The sequence below is a fragment of the Mesorhizobium liriopis genome (assembly GCF_024053505.1).
GTDB lineage: Bacteria > Pseudomonadota > Alphaproteobacteria > Rhizobiales > Rhizobiaceae > Mesorhizobium_B > Mesorhizobium_B liriopis.
The window spans coordinates 361,902-383,042 of record NZ_JAMXQS010000003.1; the positions used below are offsets into that span (position 1 = coordinate 361,902).

The 21,141-nt window shown below is 62.9% G+C and carries 10 protein-coding genes (1 of these 10 cut by a window edge); 7 read left to right on the top strand and 3 right to left on the bottom strand.

Annotated features, from left to right (window positions below):
• The 3 genes from NGM99_RS07440 to NGM99_RS07450 all read right to left on the bottom strand — a co-directional run.
• Positions 1-10,304 carry the 5' end (the start) of an LEPR-XLL domain-containing protein gene (locus NGM99_RS07440; protein ID WP_289852374.1) on the bottom strand. 19,267 nt of this gene lie to the left of the window's left edge, so only the first 10,304 of its 29,571 coding nucleotides appear in the window; it begins with the start codon at positions 10,302-10,304; its stop codon lies off the left edge, out of view.
• A 54-nt stretch (positions 10,305-10,358) separates the two neighbouring features.
• Entirely contained in the window at positions 10,359-11,168 is an 810-nt protein-coding gene (locus NGM99_RS07445) for a SapC family protein (RefSeq protein WP_252817599.1), read from the bottom strand.
• Positions 11,169-11,480: 312 nt separating this feature from the next.
• On the bottom strand, positions 11,481-12,062 hold the full coding sequence (locus NGM99_RS07450; protein ID WP_252817601.1) for a hypothetical protein: 582 nt from the start codon (positions 12,060-12,062) through the stop codon (positions 11,481-11,483).
• Here NGM99_RS07450 and NGM99_RS07455 point away from each other — a divergent pair.
• From NGM99_RS07455 to NGM99_RS07485, 7 genes are all read left to right on the top strand, one after another.
• The gene (locus tag NGM99_RS07455) at positions 12,036-12,200 is read left to right on the top strand and encodes a hypothetical protein (protein WP_252817603.1); all 165 of its coding nucleotides are present in this window, start codon (positions 12,036-12,038) and stop codon (positions 12,198-12,200) included. The genes NGM99_RS07450 and NGM99_RS07455 overlap by 27 nt on opposite strands.
• 293 nt (positions 12,201-12,493) lie before the next feature.
• Positions 12,494-13,798, top strand: a complete 1,305-nt coding sequence (locus NGM99_RS07460; RefSeq protein WP_252817607.1) for an outer membrane protein — start codon at positions 12,494-12,496, stop codon at positions 13,796-13,798.
• A 169-nt stretch (positions 13,799-13,967) separates the two neighbouring features.
• A complete protein-coding gene (locus tag NGM99_RS07465; protein WP_252817609.1) occupies positions 13,968-14,267 on the top strand; it encodes a DUF3467 domain-containing protein in 300 nt (99 codons plus the stop codon).
• Positions 14,268-14,281: 14 nt separating this feature from the next.
• Complete coding sequence (locus tag NGM99_RS07470; RefSeq protein ID WP_252817611.1) at positions 14,282-16,168, top strand: efflux RND transporter periplasmic adaptor subunit; 1,887 nt, start codon at positions 14,282-14,284, stop codon at positions 16,166-16,168.
• 3 nt (positions 16,169-16,171) lie between these two features.
• A complete protein-coding gene (locus tag NGM99_RS07475) occupies positions 16,172-18,316 on the top strand; it encodes a PqqD family peptide modification chaperone (RefSeq protein WP_252817613.1) in 2,145 nt (714 codons plus the stop codon).
• Entirely contained in the window at positions 18,309-20,294 is a 1,986-nt protein-coding gene (locus tag NGM99_RS07480; protein WP_252817615.1) for a preprotein translocase subunit SecA, read from the top strand. Before NGM99_RS07475 ends, NGM99_RS07480 begins: the two co-directional genes overlap by 8 nt.
• 8 nt (positions 20,295-20,302) lie before the next feature.
• Positions 20,303-21,136 carry an efflux RND transporter periplasmic adaptor subunit gene (locus NGM99_RS07485; RefSeq protein WP_252817617.1) on the top strand — a complete coding sequence of 278 codons (834 nt, stop codon included), beginning with the start codon at positions 20,303-20,305 and terminating at the stop codon, positions 21,134-21,136.
• The last annotated feature ends 5 nt before the right edge of the window (positions 21,137-21,141 follow it).

The window sequence follows — 21,141 nt, forward strand, 5'->3', positions numbered from 1 at the left end:
AGCTTTGCGCTGACCGTGCTGCGATCGGTCGCCGAGCCGATCGCGTTCCAAGCCATGGAGATGCCGAGCGCCACTGCGGCGCCGGTCTTTCCGCCAAAAGCAAGGCTGCCCGAAACGCCTATGACCTGGGCAGTGATCGCCGCACTGTCGCTGGCGGAAACGGTGACGTCGCCGACCTTCTCGTCCGACGCACCCAAAGTGTCGCCGTTCACCTCGGCCGTGATGTCGCCAAGGATCTGGTTCTGGGCGAACACGCCGCCGCCTGAAAGCGAGAAGCCCTTGTCGCCGCCAATGGCGGCCGAAACGGCCGCGGCGATGGCCTTGGACGTGATGGTTGCCGTGCGCGCAGATGTGACCTTGATGTCGCCTGTCGTGGCGACATTGCTTCCGCTGAGCGAGGAGGAGATTGTCGTATCGATGCTGTTGCGCGAGACGGAAACGCCGATTGCGCCGGATTTGGCACCTTCAGCCGCAAACGACGCGCCGAGCGAGGCAGCCAGGGTCTCCGCGGAAATCTCGGACTTGTCGCTAGCCGTCACCGAAACGCCGCCCGCACCTGCAGTAACGCCTTTTTCGGTCACTTTGCCGGTCCCATCCAAGGCATCCGGGGCATTCTTGATCTCTGCCGCGACATCATAGGCGATCTTGTTGTCGGCGTAGATGCCGGCAGCGGCAACGCTCAATCCATCCGCGCCAGCTGCGCCCATGGCTGCGGAGATTGCAGCGACCTTGGTGTTGATCTTGGCGTCGGACGTCGCAGAAACCACGATGGCATCGCCTGCCTTGAGGCGGGTGCCGGATGTGGACGCCTTGACGCCGCCCTTCTCCTTGCCGTCAGCCGAGCGCTCGCGCGTCTTGGGATCGAGCTCAGCGGCAGACAGGGAGGACGCGCGCCAGCCGATGAAGTTGAAAGCGAGCGAAGCGCCGACCGCCACCGCCTTGCTGCCATCGGGACTGACATTTGCGGAAACAGCGACAGCCGTCACCTCGGAATCGATCTTGGTTCCGTTTTTGGCATTGACCAGAATGTCGCCCGAGGCGGTCGCCGAGCCGTTCAGGATATGGGCATCGACCGAGCCGAGCACGGTGTTGACCGCGAGCGCACCGCTGCCGCTGATGCCGTTGCCCTTCTTCACGCTCGCCGCAAGAAGCACGCCGGTTGCGGCTGCGCTCGAATTGATGCCGCTATGGCGCGTGTCGGTCGCATTCGCGGCCTGAACAGAGACATCGCCGTTCTTTGCCTCGACAGTCGAATTCTCGACCTTGGCCACCACATCCGTATCGACCACGTTGCGCGCGGTGCTCACCCCGATGCTGAGCGAGGTCGAAGACTTTGTTTCGTCCGGCTTATTCTCGGAAATGTCGGCCGAGACGACGACAGCGGTCGCTGCGACCGTAGCGTCGATGGTGGAAAGGTTGAGGCCCGACACCGTCAGGCCGGTGCCGGCGGTGACTTTCGAACTGCCGTCGATCGTCGCGCCGACTTGCGAGGCGATGCGATTCAGCGCGATGATCGCGCCGACCGATTTGGCACCCTGCATGCTCAGGCTGACGGCCGCACCTTTGATGTCGGCATCGATGGCCGTTTCGGCGAGCGCGGAAACCTTGACGAGACCCGCTGCATCGACCGTCGAGTTGCTGATGGAAGCCGAAACCGCAACCGGCTGCTGATCGCTTTTGAGCACGCCGAACAGCGCATCGACGGTGTTGTAGAGGAAATTCTGCGGCTTGATGCCGACCGTGTTGAAAGCGAGCGTGATCCCTGCGGCCGTCGCCTGTGACTGCACATCGCTCGAAATCGTCGCGTTGATGGCCGAACCATTATGCGCCGACACTTCCACATTGCCGCCGGCGGTGGTGTTCACCGTGCTGTCGGCGATCTTCGCGTTCGCACTCGAAAGGATGCTGTTGGTCGCGATGATGGCGTTGACCGCCAGCGACTTCGACTTCTCACCTTCCTTTTCGAACGCGCTGCCGCCCGTCGCAACCGCCACGGCATCGATGGTCGCGTCGATGTTGGCCGACAGATCGGCCGACACCTTCACCGTGCCGGCCGCATCCACATCGATCCCGTCAATGGAAGCAGAGGCCGAGCCGCGCACGTCGTTGCGCACGAAAATACCGCCCTTGGCGGATGCGCTGGTGCCGGGCACGTTCAGCGAAGGCAGATATTTCGTGGCGTCCGTGGCAGTCACATCGACCAGACGCCACTTGCTTGTGTCGGCATAATTCTGATTGCCCAGATCGAGCGTGTCGGCAGCGAGCCCGACATACTGGTAGAGCCGCCCGACGGTGCCGCCCTTGGCGTAGCCGTCCGCAAGCCGAACGTTCTGGAACGGCGTCACGAGCCGCGAGCCGGAATTCGTCGTGAACTGATACTCATCGAGCTGCGCGGCGAGATATTCCACGAGCAGCGACGCGCCCATGTCGCTGCGGACATCGGCAATCTGCTTGAGCGTCGTTTCCGCTGCGATCGCGGCTTTCTCATTGGCGGCAACAGTCAACGCGCCACCGGCATTTGCTGCTGGCTTGGTCGCGGCCGTGCTGGTAATTTCGGCCTTCGCACCGCCATTCACCAGATTGCTGGTGATGACGGCGCCCATGAGCGAGGCTTCGGCCTTGTAGAGGGCGCGGCTGTTCGCCGTAGCCTCGTTGCCGACCTTAGATGTGATTGAAGCCGTGTCGTCGGCGGTCACACTGATTGCGCCCGAGGCGTTCAGGCTCGAATTGCTGACACTCGCTTCCGCCATCGGCACATCGGCCGCAGGCTGCTGCTGAAGTTCCGACGAGCCGATCAGCGTGTCGAGTGCCTTGTAGAGAACGTTTTCGGCGGTCCAGTTCACCGTATTGAAGGCAATGGTGAAGACCTTCGCACCCGCCGCGCTGCTGGCATTGGCTTCGAGCGAGGAAGCGATGCTCGCGCTGTTGGTCGCTGCGATCTCAATCGCGCCGCCGGTGGTCGTCAGGGCGCTGTCGGACACGGCGGCCTTGGCATGGCCCTGAACCAGATTGCTGGCGACCGTCGCGGCCATGCCGGAGCTGCCGGCAAACTTGGAGCTCAACGGGAAAGGCAGCTTGCCCCAGATGCTGGTGCCATCGACCTCGATGTCGATATCGACATTGGCCGTGATGCCGGCGTCCTCGCTCGCCTTCACCTTGACGGGGGCGCCCGCGCTCAAAACCGCATTCTTGACCAGCGTTTCCGCGCCGCCACGTACATCATTGACCGTGATGACGATGCCCTTGGCCGAGGCTTTCGCCAGCGAAAGGTTGGTGCCCAGCGGGTTGACCTGCGTTTCAGGGACAAGCTTCCAAAAGCCAAGATTGCCGTAGTCGGCATTGGCGATATCGACCTGCTCGGCGGCCGAGCCCATATATTGATAGGTCTGACCCGCCATCTTCACCCATTTCGAGGTGTCGATATATTGCTCGCCCGCCAGATCGACGGTTTTCTTGTCCCCGCCCACATAGCGATAAACGACATCGCCCACGAGAACGCGGTCGCCGGTCCGCAGAAGCTGGGTCTTCATGGCGCCAGGGGTCGCCGGTATATTGGTGTAGTCGTAGGACTTGTACTCGTCACCGATCCGAACCAGATCGCCGAATTTCAGGTCGCGCGTCTTCGTTGTCGCGCCGCTGTCCGGCGTGGTCGTGAAATCGATATCGGCATTGGCGTCGATCGTCTTGCCGATCACGGATAGCCCGCCATCGACCGTGGTCGCGGCCGAGGATACGATCTTGGTGTTGGCATTGATGCGCGCGGTGTCGCTCGACAACACGCTGATGCCCTTGCCTGCCTCGATCTTGGTGCCGACCGCAGCCGAGCTGTTGTCGATCTCCGCCTTGGCAAGCCCGCTCACCCGGTTGGAAGACAGAATGATGTTACTGCCGCCGCTTTTGGCGTAGAAAAGCGCGGACTTTTCCGAAACGGCGGCGTTCGAGATCGTCGCGTTGACCGTGCCGGTGTTCTCGGCCTCGACGCCGATATTGCCTGCAGCCTTGATCTTGGAATTGGTGATCGTCGCGAGCGTCTGGGAGCTGGCGTCGGGCGTGCTTCCGATCAGTTCGCCGCCGATCAGCGTATCGATGGCGTTGAACAGGACATTGCTGCTCGTCCAGCCGATGCTGTTATAGGCCAGCACGATGGTGGAGTTGCCTTCGCCGCCAGAAAGCGATGAACGCAGACGCGCGTCGATCTGCGCGCTGTTGGTCGCCGAAACCAGCACGTTGCCGAGCGCGCCTGTGCCTTGAGTCGTGATGTCGGTATTCGTAGCCGAGGCCTTGGCACCACCGAGCACGCGGTTGGTGACGATCTGCTTGCCGCCCGTCTTGGTGGCAGCGCCCGAAAATGGCAGGATGTTGGACGCAACGCCACTGCCGCCATCCACTTTTAGGTTTGTCTCGGCATAGGCGACGATGGCAGCGCTCTCTTCGGCCGTGATCGCGACATCGCCGGCTTTGGCCAGGATCGTCCCGCCTGCCACAGAGGCGTCCGCCCCGCTCTGCACATCATTGAGCATCAGCAGGATCGCGGAAGCGCGCGCACCTGAGGACGTTAGATTGCCGATCTTCGTGACGAGGCTGGTCTCGTCGACCACGACGCGCTTCCACGAACCGGCCGCATAATCGGTGCCCGAAAGGTCGAGCGTGGCCCCGTTTCCGGTATATTCGTAAACTTCGCCCGGCACGCCACCCTTGTTGTAAGCCGCACCGATGCGGACGCGGTCACCGGTCTTGACCGCCTGCGAGCCCGACTGAGTGGTGAAGCGGTAAGAGTCGGCGATGCTTTCCTCGGCAGAGCTGATCCAGTTGCTGGCGGTGTTGGATACTGAAACGCTCTGGACGAGCTTGCTCTCGGCGACGATCGTCGCGTCGTCATTCGCATCCACGCGGACAGCCCCGCCCGCCGTCAGCCTGGAAGCGTTCTTGACCGAAGCGGACGCCCCGCCCGCGATCTTGTTGCTGCCGATGAAGATGCCGGCAGAGGCGCCGGATGTGCCGAACGTGGCCTGCAGGACTGCTGTCTGCGCGTCCTCGACGACCGTGTCTTGCCCCAAAGTCGAACGGATCTCGGTCGTCGCATCGGCAGAAACCCCGATGCTTCCGGCAGCATTGATCGTGGAATTATCGACGGTCGCTGAAGCCTTGAAGGGCGTCTTCGTGCCGAACAGGCTGTCGCCTGCGATGGCATCGACGGTTTCAAGGAAGATGTTGCCGGATTCCCAGCCGATGGAGTTCAACGCGATGATGTAGGCGCTGCTGTTGCCCGACGACTTGGTCAGGGCAATCGCCTGGATCGAGCCGGCAGTTTCGGCCGAGACATTCACATCGCCGCTTGCCGTCGTGGTAACAGCGCTGTTCGTGATGGAAGCGTCCGCACCGCCCAGAACGTGGTTGGTCGCGACGATGACGGACTTGCCGTCCTTGTTGTCGATGTTGTTGTCTTCACGCGCGGTGATAGCAGCCTCGGCACTGGCCGAAACGGCAACATCGCCCGCCGCATCGACGGTCGCGTTCTTGATCGACGCGGAAACCTTGTTCTGCACATCGTTGAAGACGAAATTACCGGTGATGGCGCTCGGCGTATCGACGCCGACCACGCTGACGATCTGATCGAGGACCCAGCCGGCGATATCGGTATCGACCACGGACTGCGCGTCCACCAGCTTCCACAGGTCGCGATTGTCGAACTGGGCAAGATTGGATAGGTTGACGGAGGTCCCGTCCGCCGGACCCATATATTTGTAAACATGGCCTTCAGCACCTTGCGCACCGGCCCAGACGCGGTCGCCATATTTCACGGTCTTGGTGCCCGACGACGAGGTATAATCGTAGCCGCCCGCCAGCAGGTTGGCATATTTATCGATCAGCGCGCCCTTCGGATCGTCATTGGTATCGACGGACGACAGCATTCCGGTTTCGGACTGGATCACGGAGCGATCCGTGGAACTCACTGTGACGGCCTTGCCGGCATCGATATCGGTGCCTGTTCCGGCACCGAGATTGTCGAGGTGAGCATCCGTCGCCGCGTTGATGTCGTTGGACGCGATGATGACGCCGACCGACATGCCCGACTGCATGGCATCGACGCTTGCGGAAGTCGCGTCGTTGTTCACCTTGGAGATGATGGTCGCCTGAGACTGCGCATCGATCGTGATACCGCCTGCGGCATTCACGTCGCTCTTCTCAATGAAAGCTGTAGTTGCAAGCGGTGTGCCGGTGCCCGAGCCGCCATCCAGAAGCGCGTCTACGGCGTCGTTGAAGCTGCCGACTGCCGACAACTTCTTGATCGTGCCGAGAATGTCCGAATCCGGCTGGCCGACCGAATTCACAGCAACAACGGCGCCGAGCGCCTTGTCCTGCGTGGTGAGTGCCGTGGCATTGGTCGCTTCGATCGTCGCGGTGTTTCCGGCATGCACCGAAACGTCGCCGACCAGCGTGGTGACCGCTGAATCCTTCACATGCGCTTCGGCACCGCCGAGCACACGGTTGATCGCGAGCGTGCCGTTGAGCGCGGTCTGTCCGGTGGCGGTGAACACCGTGCCACCCTTGGCCACCGCGGTCGCATCCGTTTGCGCGATGATGGTCTGAGCAGCGTTCGCCTCGACCTCGAAGCTAGCCGCCTCGATCTTGGTGCTGTCGATCGTCGCCTTGGCCCCGCCATCCACGCGGTTCAGCACGAGGATCATGCCGACCGACATGGCACCACCGGCGTTGAAATTGAAGCCTTCAGGCAAGAGCTGGGTCTGTGGCACCTCCTGCCAGAAGCGCTTGTCGGTGTAATCCTGCGCGGACAGATCGCGCGATCCGGCTTCGCCCATGAAGCGATAGATCGAACCGGGATTACCCTTCACCTCTTCCCAGTTCGAACCGTTGCGATAGTCCTGATCGGCGAGGTCGAGCGTCGCAGCGCCGCCCTTGTAACGATAAAGGGCTCCAATTGCGCCGCGTGCGGAAGGATAGCCTCGGCTGACTTCGACGATATCGCCCGTCTTGACGCTCACCGGCTTGGCGCTGGTCAGCTCGAAGATCGAAAGCGCCGTGTCATAGTCAGGCTTGAGCGCGACCGTGTTGCCAAAGGCGATGCTGGTCGTGCCCTGGGTCGCGCTGAAATCAGAATTCAGAACGCGGTCCAGAAGCTTGTTGGCCAGACGCGACAGGCCGTCGGTCGTCGAGACGCTCGACGTGACCAGCTTGGCGTTGGAGAAAATGGCGCTCTCGTCGCGCGCAGAAACAGTTGCGGTACCCGTCGACTTGACGGTCGCCGTCGGTGCGCCTGAGTTGTCGATGAAGGCGCGGGTCGCACGGGCAACAGTGTTCGAGCCGACCACAGCACCGATGCTGCGCGCGGAATTGGAGCCGATGGACTTGCTGTCCGAACGCGAAATGTTGCTGACATTCGCGTTGATGACGCTCTGACCGACCGCGACCAAGGCCAGCGTGCCGGCGACGTTGACCGTGGAATTGCTGATCGAGGCGACCGTGTCCGACCGCGGCGTGGACGCGAAACTCGTGCCGAGCAGCTGATCGACCAAAGCCTTGAGTTCGGTGGCGATGCTTGTGGCGGTGCGGTAGCCCACCAGATTGACGGCAATCGCGCCGCTCGCCGTATTGGCGCCCGGACCCGTGGATTCCGCACCGGCTTCGGCGACCGCATCCGTGATGGACGTGTCGCCGGCAAAAACGCTCAGGTCGCTTGCGGCGCCCGAAACGGTGATCGTGCTGTCGCCGACCTTGGCCGAAACAGCGCTCACCACCTGGTTGAAAGCGAGCGTGCCGCCGAAGCTGAAACTCGGCAGGCTGATGCCAGGCGTTCCGCCGGAAGCGGTGACGAGGCTGGTCTTCGCGTCGGCCACGACCTTCATGTCGTTGACAGCCTTGACTACGACGTCGCCCGCAGCGGTCACGCTGCTGTTCTCGACGCTCGCGCTCACATCCTTGCCGACGAGATTGACGGCAGAGGAGCGATCGAACGAAACAGCCGGCAGCACGGGGAACCGTGTGGCATTGATGGAAATCGCTTTGCCGTCAGCGATTACTGTCGAGGTATCCGACGCTTCAATCTGGAGACCGGCGGCCCCGGCAGAAATGCGGCTATATGAAAACCTGGCGGTCGTCGTGCCGTTGATCGTGTTCTTGGCCTGATGAGCGCTGGCGGACGTATCCGTATCCGATTGCGCGCTGAGCCGGAGGCCCGACGCGCTGAGACTTACGCCACTGACAGTGACGGTGGTGCGCTCGTCGGCCGTGTTGCTTGCCTGATCCACGGCATCTGCATCGATGGCGGTGCCGATGGCGCCCGAACTGCGGGCGAGCAGATCCACACGTCCCGTCGCATCGATCGTCTTCGAGGCGCCCGATGTCGGGAGCGACGTCGCGGTGTCGGAGCCGACGAGCACAGCCGTGGTCCGGCTGACATTCGTGCTGCCATTGGCGACCGGGAAAGCCACGGCGCTGTTCACGACCGGAAGGACTGTCGGCTTCTTGGTGGAGATCTGCTCGCTGACCGTGGTGTCATCGGTTGCGGCCATGCGCACGGCGGGGCCATTGGCTTCGATCACATCGGTTCCGGTTTGCGTGAGAACCGCGCCAGCCGCCACATTCAGCTGCGTCAGATTGGTGACGGAAACCGCGACATTCGTGCCGTCGCCTGCATTGACGAGCGGTACCGCAAGCCCGCCGATGGTGACCGTTACATCCGCGTCGGTGGATGAGGCCAGATCGATGGTGCCGGTGCTGGTGATCGAGCCGGAAACGGAAAGCACCGCATGATCCACCAGCGTGACCGAAACGCTCTGGAGCTTATCGGCCGCCGACGCGGCAAGGCTGGACTCGTTCTTGACCACAGCCGACAGCTTCACCGTCTTTGCAGTGATCGTGCCGGCCATGACCACATCCGTGGTCGCGGTGGTGCTGGCAGCGGACGATGTCGTATTGCTATCAGTCAGCGTGATGGTGGACTTTGTGGCCGCGCTCGCGTCGAGCGTCACTTCGGTGCCGGCGAGCGTCGCCCCGCTCTTGATCTCGATCTTGGAGGTGGCGGCAAGCGCTGCGGCAGAAGAATTGCTGTCGGCGAACGCACCGACGGCGCCGGCCTTGGCGGTGAAGGCGATCGTATCGGCCGTGATCATGGACCCGGCGTTGACCGCAATAAATTCGGAGTCGACCTTCAGCGCGTGGGAGCCGAGGTCCAATATGCCGTTGAAATCGACGCTGTCGCTACCGCCCCCGCCATCGACGACCACATCGAACGCCAACGTGCCGGGAAGCGAAGCAACGCTGAACGTGTCGTTGCCAGAGCCAAACACCAATGCCAGCTTTGAGGTGGGCGCATTGAAGTAAAGCGTTTCGAACGTGCTCGACCCGGACGATGCGATCGGCGCGATCATATAGGTATAGCCGGGCAGTCCTCCGTCAGAGAGGCGCAGACCGGCCGAGATATTGCCGGACACGCCAGGCATTTTGGTAAAATCGATAGAAACGACACCGTTGCCGTCAGATGACACCCCGACGGGCTCCAGACCCGCAAATGCGTAGGCCTGATCGCCGATGATCACGTCACCGCTGTCGCGGCCGGTCGGACGGTATGTGAGATTGCCCTTCACATCGTCGGCGAAGACCAGAACGTCGTAGCCACCCGCTCCACCGTCCATCACGCCATCGAGCGCGCCGCCCTTTGCGACCTTGAACGTGTCCTTGTTGTCGGCACCGCCGACCAGATTTTCGACGCCCTGGAAACTCGCGGAAAAATTCTTCGCGGAAAGTGCACCTTTATTTTCGCCGGACAGGAACCAATCGGTAGCTCCCGCATTTTCGACCGCAAGTGTGTCCTGCCCGCCTTTACCATCGAAAGAGAAATCAGGAACAGAGAACGCCCCGAAGGACGTTTTGTCGAAGGTCAGGTGGTCATCCCCCTCGCTGCCCTGGACCGAGATGGCCTTGATGTTCGAAAGGTCCCCGAATGCGAGCAGCTTATTGTCATCTGCGCGGTCGCGGATTTCTACGCGCTGGATGGTGACGGTTCGCTCATCGGTTTTCTCGACGTGATCGACGAGCTGGACAAGAATGTCGTGATGGCTTGCAGTTTCCTGCATGTCCTGCAGGCTGACCGACAGCACATCCGCATTGAGCAACAGCCGTGGCTCGAGCGGATCGAAAAGGAGGCGCTCACGGTTGTGGCGCTTGGCTGCCGCAGAGTGCAACAGCCGCGCCAGCCAGTTCTGACGCAGTGAAAGGCGCGAGGCCGCGACCTTGCGCCCCCGTGGACGGCCGGTGATGCCCTCGGACTTGAATGGGAAAGCCATTGCCGTGCCGCCTTCGCTGATGCGCCGCTGGTATGGTTTGGTCTGGTGGAAAAATCAGTTCAGTGACGACGCGCTCGGCGCGGTGTCTTCTTCAGCCTGAGCGGAAGCCTCACCCACCGAAGCTTCGATCGCATTGCCGCCTTCCGGCAGTTGCAAGCGCTCCGCCGTGGCGGTGAAGTTCCGTAGGGAATGAAGGTGGGCGTAGATTAGGTCTAGCTCATCGGACCGCGCCAGGGTTTCGAGCTTGTCACCCGACAAAGCCTTCAGGCGATCTGCATTGACGGCCTGAAAGCCTGTCAGCGTCATGCGCTGATTGCCGGGAAGGGTGAACTGGGCCTGCATCGGCTCGAGCAGATCGAGTTCGGCGAGCCGCCTGGTGAAAGCCTGCGTGCGAATGAATTGCTGCTGGTAGGCCTGCAGAAAGCCCAACACACTCTGAAGATATTGCGTACGCTCACCGGCACTGTCGAACAGACGTTCGCCAATGCCATCCGTGTTGGCGCCCGAGAAATCCTCATCGATGCAAAGGGTGAAATTATCTCCCGCATCCGTGCTTGCGAACACGAACGGATAGCGGCGCAGGAACGCCGGCACATACTTGCCGCTCCAAGCGCCATCCTCTTTCACGAACAGGTTTTCGTTGTCGCGCACGCCGAGCAGCACCACCGGAATGATTTCCTGCCCCTCGCCTGCGAAGACGATGGCATATTCCGGCGACACGGCGCCGAACTCCGCCGTCATCAGCGGCACAGAGTTCACATGGCGCGCAAAGCCGAAATCGTTTCCGGCCTTGACCGAGATCGCGCCATGGTTCTGGCGCGACACCGGAACGGCGCGCTCATAGATCAGAAGCTGCTTGGACACCTTATCCCCCAGGTATGCACTGCGCCAAGCATTCAGCCATGCGACCCGCATAGCCCGTCAAATCTAGCCCTTGGCGCTGAAACCGGTATCAGGTCCGTTACCTAACGGCAACTCCGGGAGCAGGTGAAACCCTAGGCTATGCGAAAATGTGATCAACCTCGTTTTTGATGGTAAATGTAACCCGCAACGTCACTGCGTGTTTGCAACCTATCCAACCATAGCTCAACAGACGGCGGAAAACAGGAAGCGAGGCAAAACCTGCTTTCGCCGATGGGTTAAGCAAGATCCGTGCAGGGTGCCCCAATCGCAGGGTCACGCACGACCGCGATGGGGTCTCATTCCATAGTAGATCGTCGTAAAGTCGACACCACGGCGGCCGAGTCCGCCGGACACGTGGCCGAATGCATGCGCACGCGACGCGGCAAGCAAGGCTTCCGATGCTGGCACCGGCACATGATAGGCAGCGAGCAATGCCCGGATCGCCCCTTCGAAATCGGCGACAGCGAGCTCGGCAGGATATATATTGAGATCGAAGGAGAGCCGAGGGGCGCCCTCGTCCTCGACTTCCATGAAGAAGAAGCAGTCCTGCGCACCAGTTCGCACAAGCTTCATAAGGATCGCCCGCGCCAGTGCGACGGACGGCATTCCCGCGCCATTTGCGAAAAGTGTGCCGAGCCGATGCTCGGCGCCTGAAACGGTTCGCGCCATGGCGGGGTTGAAGTAGCGAGAAACGGCGGGCGCCTCATCGCTGTTCGGCCGCCATTTGGCGGCAAGGTGGATGAGCGTCCGTGCCTCCGCCCCGTCCTTCGGATGAGCGCGACCAAGCTCGAGATAGATCTTTACGCGATCAGGGCCTTCGAAACCGAAATGGACGAATTCCGCCTGATCGAGCAAAGCAAGGAATCGATCGCGCAAATCCGCAGGCATCGCCAGGGCATGCATCAAACTTGCTATCCGCAAAGCCGCATCGGGACCGAACGCGCCTTTATGAAGAAGCGCGGCGAAGCGATCGTGATTGACGCCATCGGCTGAAATTTTGAACGACCGCTCCAACCCGAACTCGCAGCCCAGCCCTTCCAAAGCCTGGAGCAAGCGCTGACCGACCGGCGAGAAATCGGATGCGGAAACTTTCAAGCATGACCTCATGATAGCTCGAGCAAACACCGGTCAACCACGCATCGAAGCCAGATGGCCCTTCTCCGTCCTGTGCCATTCGAGACACAGTTCTGTCGCCAAGACTGAAAGCACTCTCACCTTGGGTCATAGCTTCTTTGATGGATGCCGTCTCCATGATAGCGAGCATAAGCATCACGCAGGGGAAATTCATGCGCCGGACCAAGCTTGTCCTTCTGACCGCCACTGCATTGGTGCTGGCTGCAAGCGCAACCGGCGCTTCGGCTGCGGATGCAGTCACAGAAGCTCCCATCGTCGCGACCGGTCCCTCCTGGACGGGCTTCTACATCGGTATCCATGGCGGCGCGGCGAGTACGACGCTGGATTATGACCTGCTTCCGGTTTTCGCCGGCGACGACACGACAAGCTACCGCTTCGCTGAGCAGGAATTCGCCTATGGCGTGCATGGCGGCTTTGACTACCAGTTCGCGCCGCGCTGGGTGGCCGGCGTGGAACTCGACTACACGCATATCTCGGCCGACTATGAGCCCTTCAGCGCCGGTGGCCTGGGTACGCTGGCGAGCATCGAGCACGCCTTCTCGGCATCGGGCCGGCTTGGCTATCTCGTGACGCCGCAAACACTCGCTTACGGCAAAGTCGGCTATGCCGGCATTCGCGTCGAAGCTGAAGAGGGCTTCGATGGCACGGCAAGCGACACGCTCGGCGCTCTTGCGGTGGGCGGCGGCATAGAAACCTTTCTATGGGGCAATCTCACGGGGCGTGTGGATGCGACCTACTTTTCCGCGCAGGATGAGTTGGAAACCACGGACCTCGAAGCATTCGAGCCCAAGACGCTTCTGGTGACCGCCGGCCTGTCCTACCGCTTCGGCGCGCAGGCCAATGCGCGTGAGGTAACGCCGGCCGCAGAAACCTCCTTCAACGGCTTTTACCTCGGCGTCGCTGGCGGGATCGGCAGCGCTCAGCTGGACCGTGACATCGACGTCCCGGGCGCGACCGTGGACAGCTTCGGCGACGAAAGCGGCATCGCCAATGGCTTCATCGGCTACGATCTGCGCTTCGGCAATGTGGTGGCGGGCGTCGAAGGCGAGTATTCGTATCTCAAGGCGACCTTCGACGATCCGGATCTGAATTCCTTCTTTACCGGAGCCACTGACGAATTCGCGAAGCTCGATGGAATCTGGGCCGTATCGGGTCGGCTGGGTTATGTCGTGACCCCCTCGACCTTGGTCTATGCCAAGGCCGGTTATGCTGGCTTCATGATCGAATCCAACGGCGACTTCTTCGCCGCCGATGGAGACGATGATAAGGACCTTTTGAACGGCTATCAGGTAGGAGCCGGTGTCGAGACCGCTCTATCCGAGCACGTCTCGCTCCGCGTCGAGGGCTTGTATGCCGAAGCGGTGGATCAGATCACCATCGACAACAGCCAGTTCGATCAGGTGACGATCGAACCGCGCGTGGTGTCCGGTAAAGTCGGCCTGGCAATCCGCTTCTGACATCAGGAGCCTGCCGACAACACTCGCAGAGAATTTACCAGCGAACTGCCGCAGAGGAAGGCATAGGGCGTCAAGTCTTCTTGACAAGGATGCTGGCAATCCTGTTTGAGCAGGAAACCGGTTTCAGCAGGGACTGAGCCGCCAGTATCTTGTCTTCGGGGGAATGGGGATGGCCAAGGCGCCGAATGCCGGTGAGGCAAATGGGGAAGCCGCGCCTGCGGTTGAGTGGCTCGAAGAGCGCATGGCGACCCACTTCGCCAATGTCGTGAACGTGCAGGGCACGCGCGAGCAGGTCGATCTGTTCTTCGGCACCAACCGCACCTGGAACGTCGAGGAAAGCAAGACGCTTTCGGTCGAGCTTTCCAATCGCATCATCCTGACGCCGCTCGCCGCCAAGCGACTGGCGGGCGTGCTCAACGGCGTGCTGCGGGAACATGAAGCGCGCTACGGCGCCCTCGATCTCGAATAGGGCAGGCATTTCCCATGCGAACCCCGGCGGCGAATGACGGTGCAAGCAGTCCAGCCGCCGAGGCCCTGGACGCCCGCTCCCTGACCCTGCTCGAGCCCGCACTGTGGCAGCGGCTCAATGCGGCACAGGATTCCGACGAACTCGCGACCGCCTGGCTCGCGCTCCAATGCGGGATGATCCCCGGCGTGGTCGGGGCAGTCGTGCGGGTGGCGGAAGAAAAGAGCCCGGCCGAGCTGCCGCTCAAACTCCTTGCCGCGTGGCCCGAGAACAGCGCCGACAACGCAGCTTTGCGCGAAACGGCGACCATGGCGCGGCGCGAGGCGCGGCCGATCGCGCGAACGCCCAAGCCGGATGCGCCACGTCCTACCGTCGCCTATCCCATCATGTTCGGCGACGACGTCGTGGCTGTCGTGGCGCTTGAACTTCAGGCCGCCGGCAAGGACGAGTTGCGCGGCGCGATCCGCCAGTTGCAATGGGGTTCGGCGTGGCTGCGCGATCACTTGCGCGAACGCCGTGCCAGTTCCGGCGCATCCCAGCTCGCGCGCTCGCGCGCCACGCTGGAACTGATCGCGGCCGTTCTCGATCACGAGACGTTCGAAGCATCAGCCATGGCTGCCGCGACCGAGATGGCGATCCGCTTCGACTGCGCTCGTGTGTCACTGGGCTTCGTCCGCCGCGGGTCGTCGCGGCTTGCGGCCATTTCGCATACCGCGCAATTCGGTCGCCAGATGGCGCTGGTGCGCGCGATCGGTTCAGCCATGGACGAGGCCATCGACCAGCGCGCGGCGATCCTCTTTCCCATCGGCCACGACGAGGCGCTCGCCACGCGGGCCCATGCAGCGCTCGCCCGCATGCAGCACGATGGCCAGGTACTCACCGTGCCGCTCTTCGTGGTGGACCGCTTCATCGGCGCCTTCACTTTCGAGCGCTCGCGCGGCCATGCTTTCTCGGGCGAAACGATCCGCCTGCTCGATCTTGCGGCGACCGCGCTCGGACCGATCCTCGAAGAGAAACGCCGCAACGATTGCTGGCTGATCACCAAGATCGGACTTTCGTTGTTCGAACAGGTGAAGCGTCTCGTCGGACCCGGCCATGTGGCGCGCAAGCTCGTGGTCGCGGCCTTGATAGCTGCGGGTCTGTTCTTCTCGTTCGCCACCACCATGGACCGCGTGAACGCCGACGCCGAACTCGAAGGTTCCGTGCGCCGTGCGGTTGTTTCCGCCTATGACGGCTATATCCAGGAAGCCTCGGTGCGTGCAGGCGAGATGGTCGAGGCCGGCCAGGTGCTCGCCACGCTCGAAGACCGCGAGCTTTCGCTCGAACGTCTCAAATGGGCGACCGAGCGTCAGCAGCATGCTTTCGAGTATGACAAGGCGCTCGCCTCGCGCCAGCCGGCGACGATCAATGTCATCCGTGCCCAGATCGATCAGGCCGATGCCCAGCTTGCCATGATCGACGAGCAGATCGCCCGCACGCGGCTGACGGCTCCCTTCGACGGCCTCGTTGTCTCGGGCGACCTCTCACAGCGCGTGGGCGGTTCGGTCAGCCGGGGCGAGACATTGTTCGAGATCGCACCGCTCACCGACTATCGCGTGATCATGCAGGTGGACGAGCGCCGCATCGCGAGCCTCAAGGAAGGCCAGTCGGGCGAGGTGGTGTTCACCGCCCTCCCCGAGGAAAGCTTTCCGGTTGCGGTCGACAAGATCACGCCCGTCGCCGAGACCCATGACGGCAAGAACATGTTCAAGGTCGAGGGCAGTCTGGCCGGCGCCACGGAGCGTCTGCGCCCCGGCATGATCGGCATCGCCAAGGTCGATGTCCAGGAGGAACTGCTGATCTGGACATGGTTGCGCCCGGCAGCCGACTGGATGCGCCTCGCTTTCTGGCGCTGGATGCCCTGATCCATGGCCAAGTCGCTCTTCAGCGCATCCTGGTATCGCGTGGCCGGCCTCAAGCTGCGCCTGCGGGGACATGCCGAGATCCATCGGCAGCGCTTTCGCGGCCAAGTCTGGCACGTGCTGCAGGACCACCAGACCGGTCGCTTCCACCGCCTGTCGCCGGCCGCGAACCTCATGGTTTCGCTCATGGACGGGCGTCGGACGCTGCACGAGATCTGGGAAATGGTCGGCCGTCGCGCGGGCGACGATCCGCCTACACAGGACGAGGCGATCCAGCTTCTCGCCCAGCTTCACGGCTCCGACCTGTTGCAGGGTGAATTACCGCCTGATTTTTCCGAGCTCTCCGAGCGCTCCTCCAAGCAGGCCCGATCGAATCTCCTGTCGCGCATCCGCAACCCGATGGCGCTGCGCCTCCCGCTGTTCGACCCCGACCGGTTCCTCGACCTCACTCTACCGCTGGTGCGGCCGGTCTTTACGGTCTGGGGCTTTCTCTCTTGGGCCGGTCTCGCCCTTTCGGCCGTCGTGCTCGGCGCGCTACATTGGCGGGAACTGACGGCGGACGGCACCGATGCACTCCTGAGCACATCGAACCTGCTGCTGATCGCGGCGATCTATCCTCTCATCAAGGCGATCCACGAGGCGGGCCACGCCTATGCCACCAAGGTCTGGGGCGGCGCGGTGCACGAGGTGGGCGTGATGCTGCTCATCCTCATTCCCGCTCCTTATGTGGATGCGACATCCTCTATCGCCTTCCGGCAACGCTGGCGGCGCGTGCTGGTGTCGGGTGCGGGCATCATGGTCGAGTTCGCGCTGGCCAGCATCGCGATGATCGTATGGGTCAATGCCGAGCCGGGCCTCGTGCGCGCGGCAGCCTTCAACGTCATGCTGATCGGCGGCGTCTCGACGCTCTTCTTCAACGGCAATCCGCTGCTGCGCTTCGATGGTTACTACATCCTCGCCGACCTGCTCGAGATCCCCAATTTCGGCACCCGCGCGAACAAATATTTCTGGTATGTGGTCCAGCACTACCTGTTGGGCATCGAGAATGCCGAGAGCCCGGCGGAACTGCCCGGCGAGCGCAAGTGGCTGTTCGGCTATGCGATCCTGTCTTTCATCTATCGCACGGTTCTCAGTCTCACCATCGCGCTGCTCGTCGCCGGCAAGCTGTTCTTTGTCGGCGTGATGCTGGCGCTGATCTCGCTCTACGGCACCTTCGTCTCACCTGTATGGAAGGGCGCCAAGTACCTGTTCGCCGCGCCCAAGCTCGAAGGCCACCGCAAGCGGGCGCTTTGGACATCTGGGGGGCTTGTCGCCGCGTGCCTCGCCCTGTTCTTTGTGGTTCCCCTGCCCTTTGCCACGATGGCGCAAGGTGTCGTCTGGGTGCCCGACCATGCAGAACTGCGCGCCAAAGCCGCCGGCACGGTCAGCGACGTGCTCGCGATGCCCGACACGATCGTGGCTGCCGGCGCGCCTCTCGTGCGTCTGGAAGACCCGTCCACCAGCGGGCGGGTCCGGCTTCTCGAAGCGCAGAAGCGCGAGCTGCAATTACGCTACGAGGCCGTGCGCTTCGCCGACCGCACGCAAGCCGACATGCTGCGCGAGCAGATCCGCAACGTCGATGGCGTCTTGGCGTCGGTCAAGCAGCGCAGCGAGGATCTCGTGGTACGCGCGGAGCAGAGCGGGCGCTTCGTGCTGCCCGATGCTGCGAACCTCAGAGGCCGCTTCGTCAAGCAGGGCGATCTGGTCGGCTACGTGATGGCGAAAGCGACGCCAGCATTGCGCGTGATCGTGCCGCAGGATGAGGTCGATCTGGTGCGCGCCCGCACCAAGGACGTCGCCGTGCGCTACGCGAGCGCGCTTGACCATGTGGTGCCGGCAAGGATCGCGCGCGAGGTGCCGTCCGCCCAAGTCGACCTGCCGAGCCTGGCGCTTTCAGTGGAAGGCGGCGGCAGCATCGCCACACGCGCCTCGCGCGATGGTGCGAAAGCCGTGCAGGGCCTTTTCGTTTTCGATCTCCTGCCGGATGCAGCAACCGCCGGCACCATGATGGGCAGCCGTGTCTATGTGCGCTTCGATCATGGCACGGAGCCGATCGCGTGGCGCGTGGCGCGCACCCTCCGCCAAGTCTTCCTGAGCCATTTCGATGTCTGACTTCGCTCTGCGCGCGCCCGTTCCGGTGCTCTACGGCGAGCGGCCGCAGAAACCCAAAAAGCCGCTCGACGAGCAGGCCGCGCGGCTCTTCTCGCCGCTCAAGCTCTTGGGCGCCGAGCTTCGCGCCAAGCGGCTTGCCCGGATCGTGCCCAGGGTCGAGGCGCTGAATGAGGAGATGCGGACGCTTTCCGACGAGGCGTTGCGGGCACGGGCACGCAAGATCGGCCAGACGCTCAGGCGCGACGGCGACTTCTCGATGGATACGGTGGCACCCGCCTTCGCGGTCACTCGCGAGATTTCGGGCCGATTGAGCGGGCGGCGGCACTACGGCGTCCAGATGATCGGCGCCTATGCCATGCTGCGTGGCAACCTTGCCCAGATGGCGACGGGTGAAGGCAAGACTTTGACAGCCGCGCTTGCGGCGGCCACCGCGGCGCTCGCCGGAGTGCCCATCCATGTGGTCACGGTGAACGACTACCTCGCCAAGCGCGACGCCGAACTGACCGAGCCGATCTATCGCTTCCTCGGCTTTTCCGTGGGCGTGGTCGTCAGCGGCCAGAAGACCGAGGAGCGGCAGGCGGCCTATGCCTGCGACATCACCTATTGCACCAACAAGGAACTGACCTTCGACTACCTGCGCGACCGCATCGTGCTCGGCCAGCGCGGCAGCAATCTTCAGCTCAAGCTGGAAGCGACTGAGAGGGAGAAGGCGCGGACGAGCGAATTGCGCCTGCGCGGGCTGCATTTCGCCATCGTGGACGAGGCCGACAGCGTGCTCGTGGATGAAGCGCGTACGCCACTGGTGATCTCACGCGAGGAAAAAGGTCAGGTTTCGGCCGAAACCGCGACACAGGCCCTGATGCTCGCCGCCGATCTTGTGGAGGGAACAGATTACCATCTCAATGCCGAGCAGCGCCGCGTGCAGCTGACAGCACAAGGCCGCGACCGCGTGGAGGAATTCGCGCGCGATCGGGGCGCGGAATGGCGCGGCGTGGTGGTGCGCGAGGAACTGGCGAGACAAGCCCTTTCCGCATTGCTTCTCTTCCACAAGGGCGAGCAATATCTGGTCCGCGAGAACAAGGTGCAGATCGTGGACGAGCATACCGGCCGCGTGATGCCCGATCGCGCCTGGAGCGACGGGCTGCACCAGATCATCGAAGTCAAGGAAGGCTGCAAGCCTTCGGCGCGGCGCGAGACCATCGCGCGGATGACCTATCAGCGCTTCTTCCGCCGTTACCGGCGGCTTGCCGGCATGACGGGGACGGGGCGGCATGTGGCGGCCGAGTTCTGGTCGGTCTATCGCCTGCCCGTGGTGCAGGTACCGACGCACCGGCCACGCCAGCGCATCGATTTGGTCGATCGCGTCCTGCTGAACGACGAAACCAAGTGGCGGCTGGTGATCGAGCGGGTCGCCGCACTGAATGCGAAAGGTGTTCCGATCCTGCTTGGCACACGCTCGGTCGCTTCCGCGCTCACCGCAAGCGAGCGGCTCACTGCAGTCGGCCTCGACCACGAGATCGTCAGTGCCGCGCAAGACAGCACGGAAGCGGCAGTCGTGGCCCGTGCGGGAGAGCGTGGCGCGATCACGGTCGCGACCAACATGGCCGGACGCGGCACGGATATTCATGTCGCCGACGAGATCGAGGTTTTAGGCGGCCTCCATGTGATCATGGTGGAGCGACACGAGGCGCGCCGGATCGATGACCAGCTCGCAGGCCGCTCGGGACGTCAGGGGCAGAAGGGATGTTTCCAGGCGATCCTGTCACTGGACGACCCGATCCTCGACTTCGCACTCTCGCAAAGCATGCGAAAACTTTGCCGGCTCGCACCTGCGCGGCTCGGCGAAATGCCTGCGCGGCTCCTGCTCCGCCACGCTCAGAAGCGCGCCGAGCGCATCCATGCCCGGATGCGGCGCGACCTTCTCAAATCCGACGAAAACCAGATCAAGACGCTGGCCTTTACCGGCCGGGCGGAGTGACCCATTCCATGACGCGCATCGCTCTCCTCCCCGTTTTCGCTTCGCTTCTCGCGAGTTCCACTGCCGCCTGGGCGGAGGAGACGGTGTTCGACTGCCTCGCCGAGCCGGCGCAAAGGGTGCAGGTGGGAAGCCCGGTGGTCGGGCTCCTGTCCTCCGTCGAGGTCGGGCGCGGTGCCTTGGTCGAGAAGGGTGCCGTGCTGGCGCGGCTCGATTCCAAGGTCGAGGAAGCCAATCTTGCCATGGCCCGCGCACAGGCCGAGGCTACCGAAGCGCGCGACGCGCAGCAGACGCGCCTGACGCTGGCGCAGGCCTCGCTCGACCGCTCCAAGAAGCTCGAAGGATCGGGTAACGTCACGCGCTCCAAGCTCGAAGAGCTTCAGGCGACGGTGGACATCGCCAAGCGCGATCTCGACACCGAGGAGCGCAAGCTACGCCTCGCCGCAATCGAGGTCGAGCGCCAGCAGGCGCTTCTGGCGCGCCAAAGCATCGTCAGCCCTTTAAGGGGCTTCGTCGCCGAGCAGAACCTGCGCGCGGGCGAGTTCGTCCGCCAGGACAGCGCGATCCTGACGCTCGTCCAGACCGACCCGCTCTTCATCGAGGCCTATATGCCGGTCTCGCTCTGGGGCAAGATCACAGCGGGCGCGCAAGGCCGCGTCGCGGTGGAGCAGCCGGCCGGCACGGTGCGTGAGGCCTCCGTCACCGTGGTCGACCGTGTGTTCGATGCGGCGAGCGGCACTTTCGGCATCCGTCTCGAACTGCCTAATCCCGACAATGCGATCCCCGCCGGCCAGCGCTGCCGCCTCTCCTTCGACCTCGCGGCAGAAGTTGCGCAGACGCGCTGATCGTC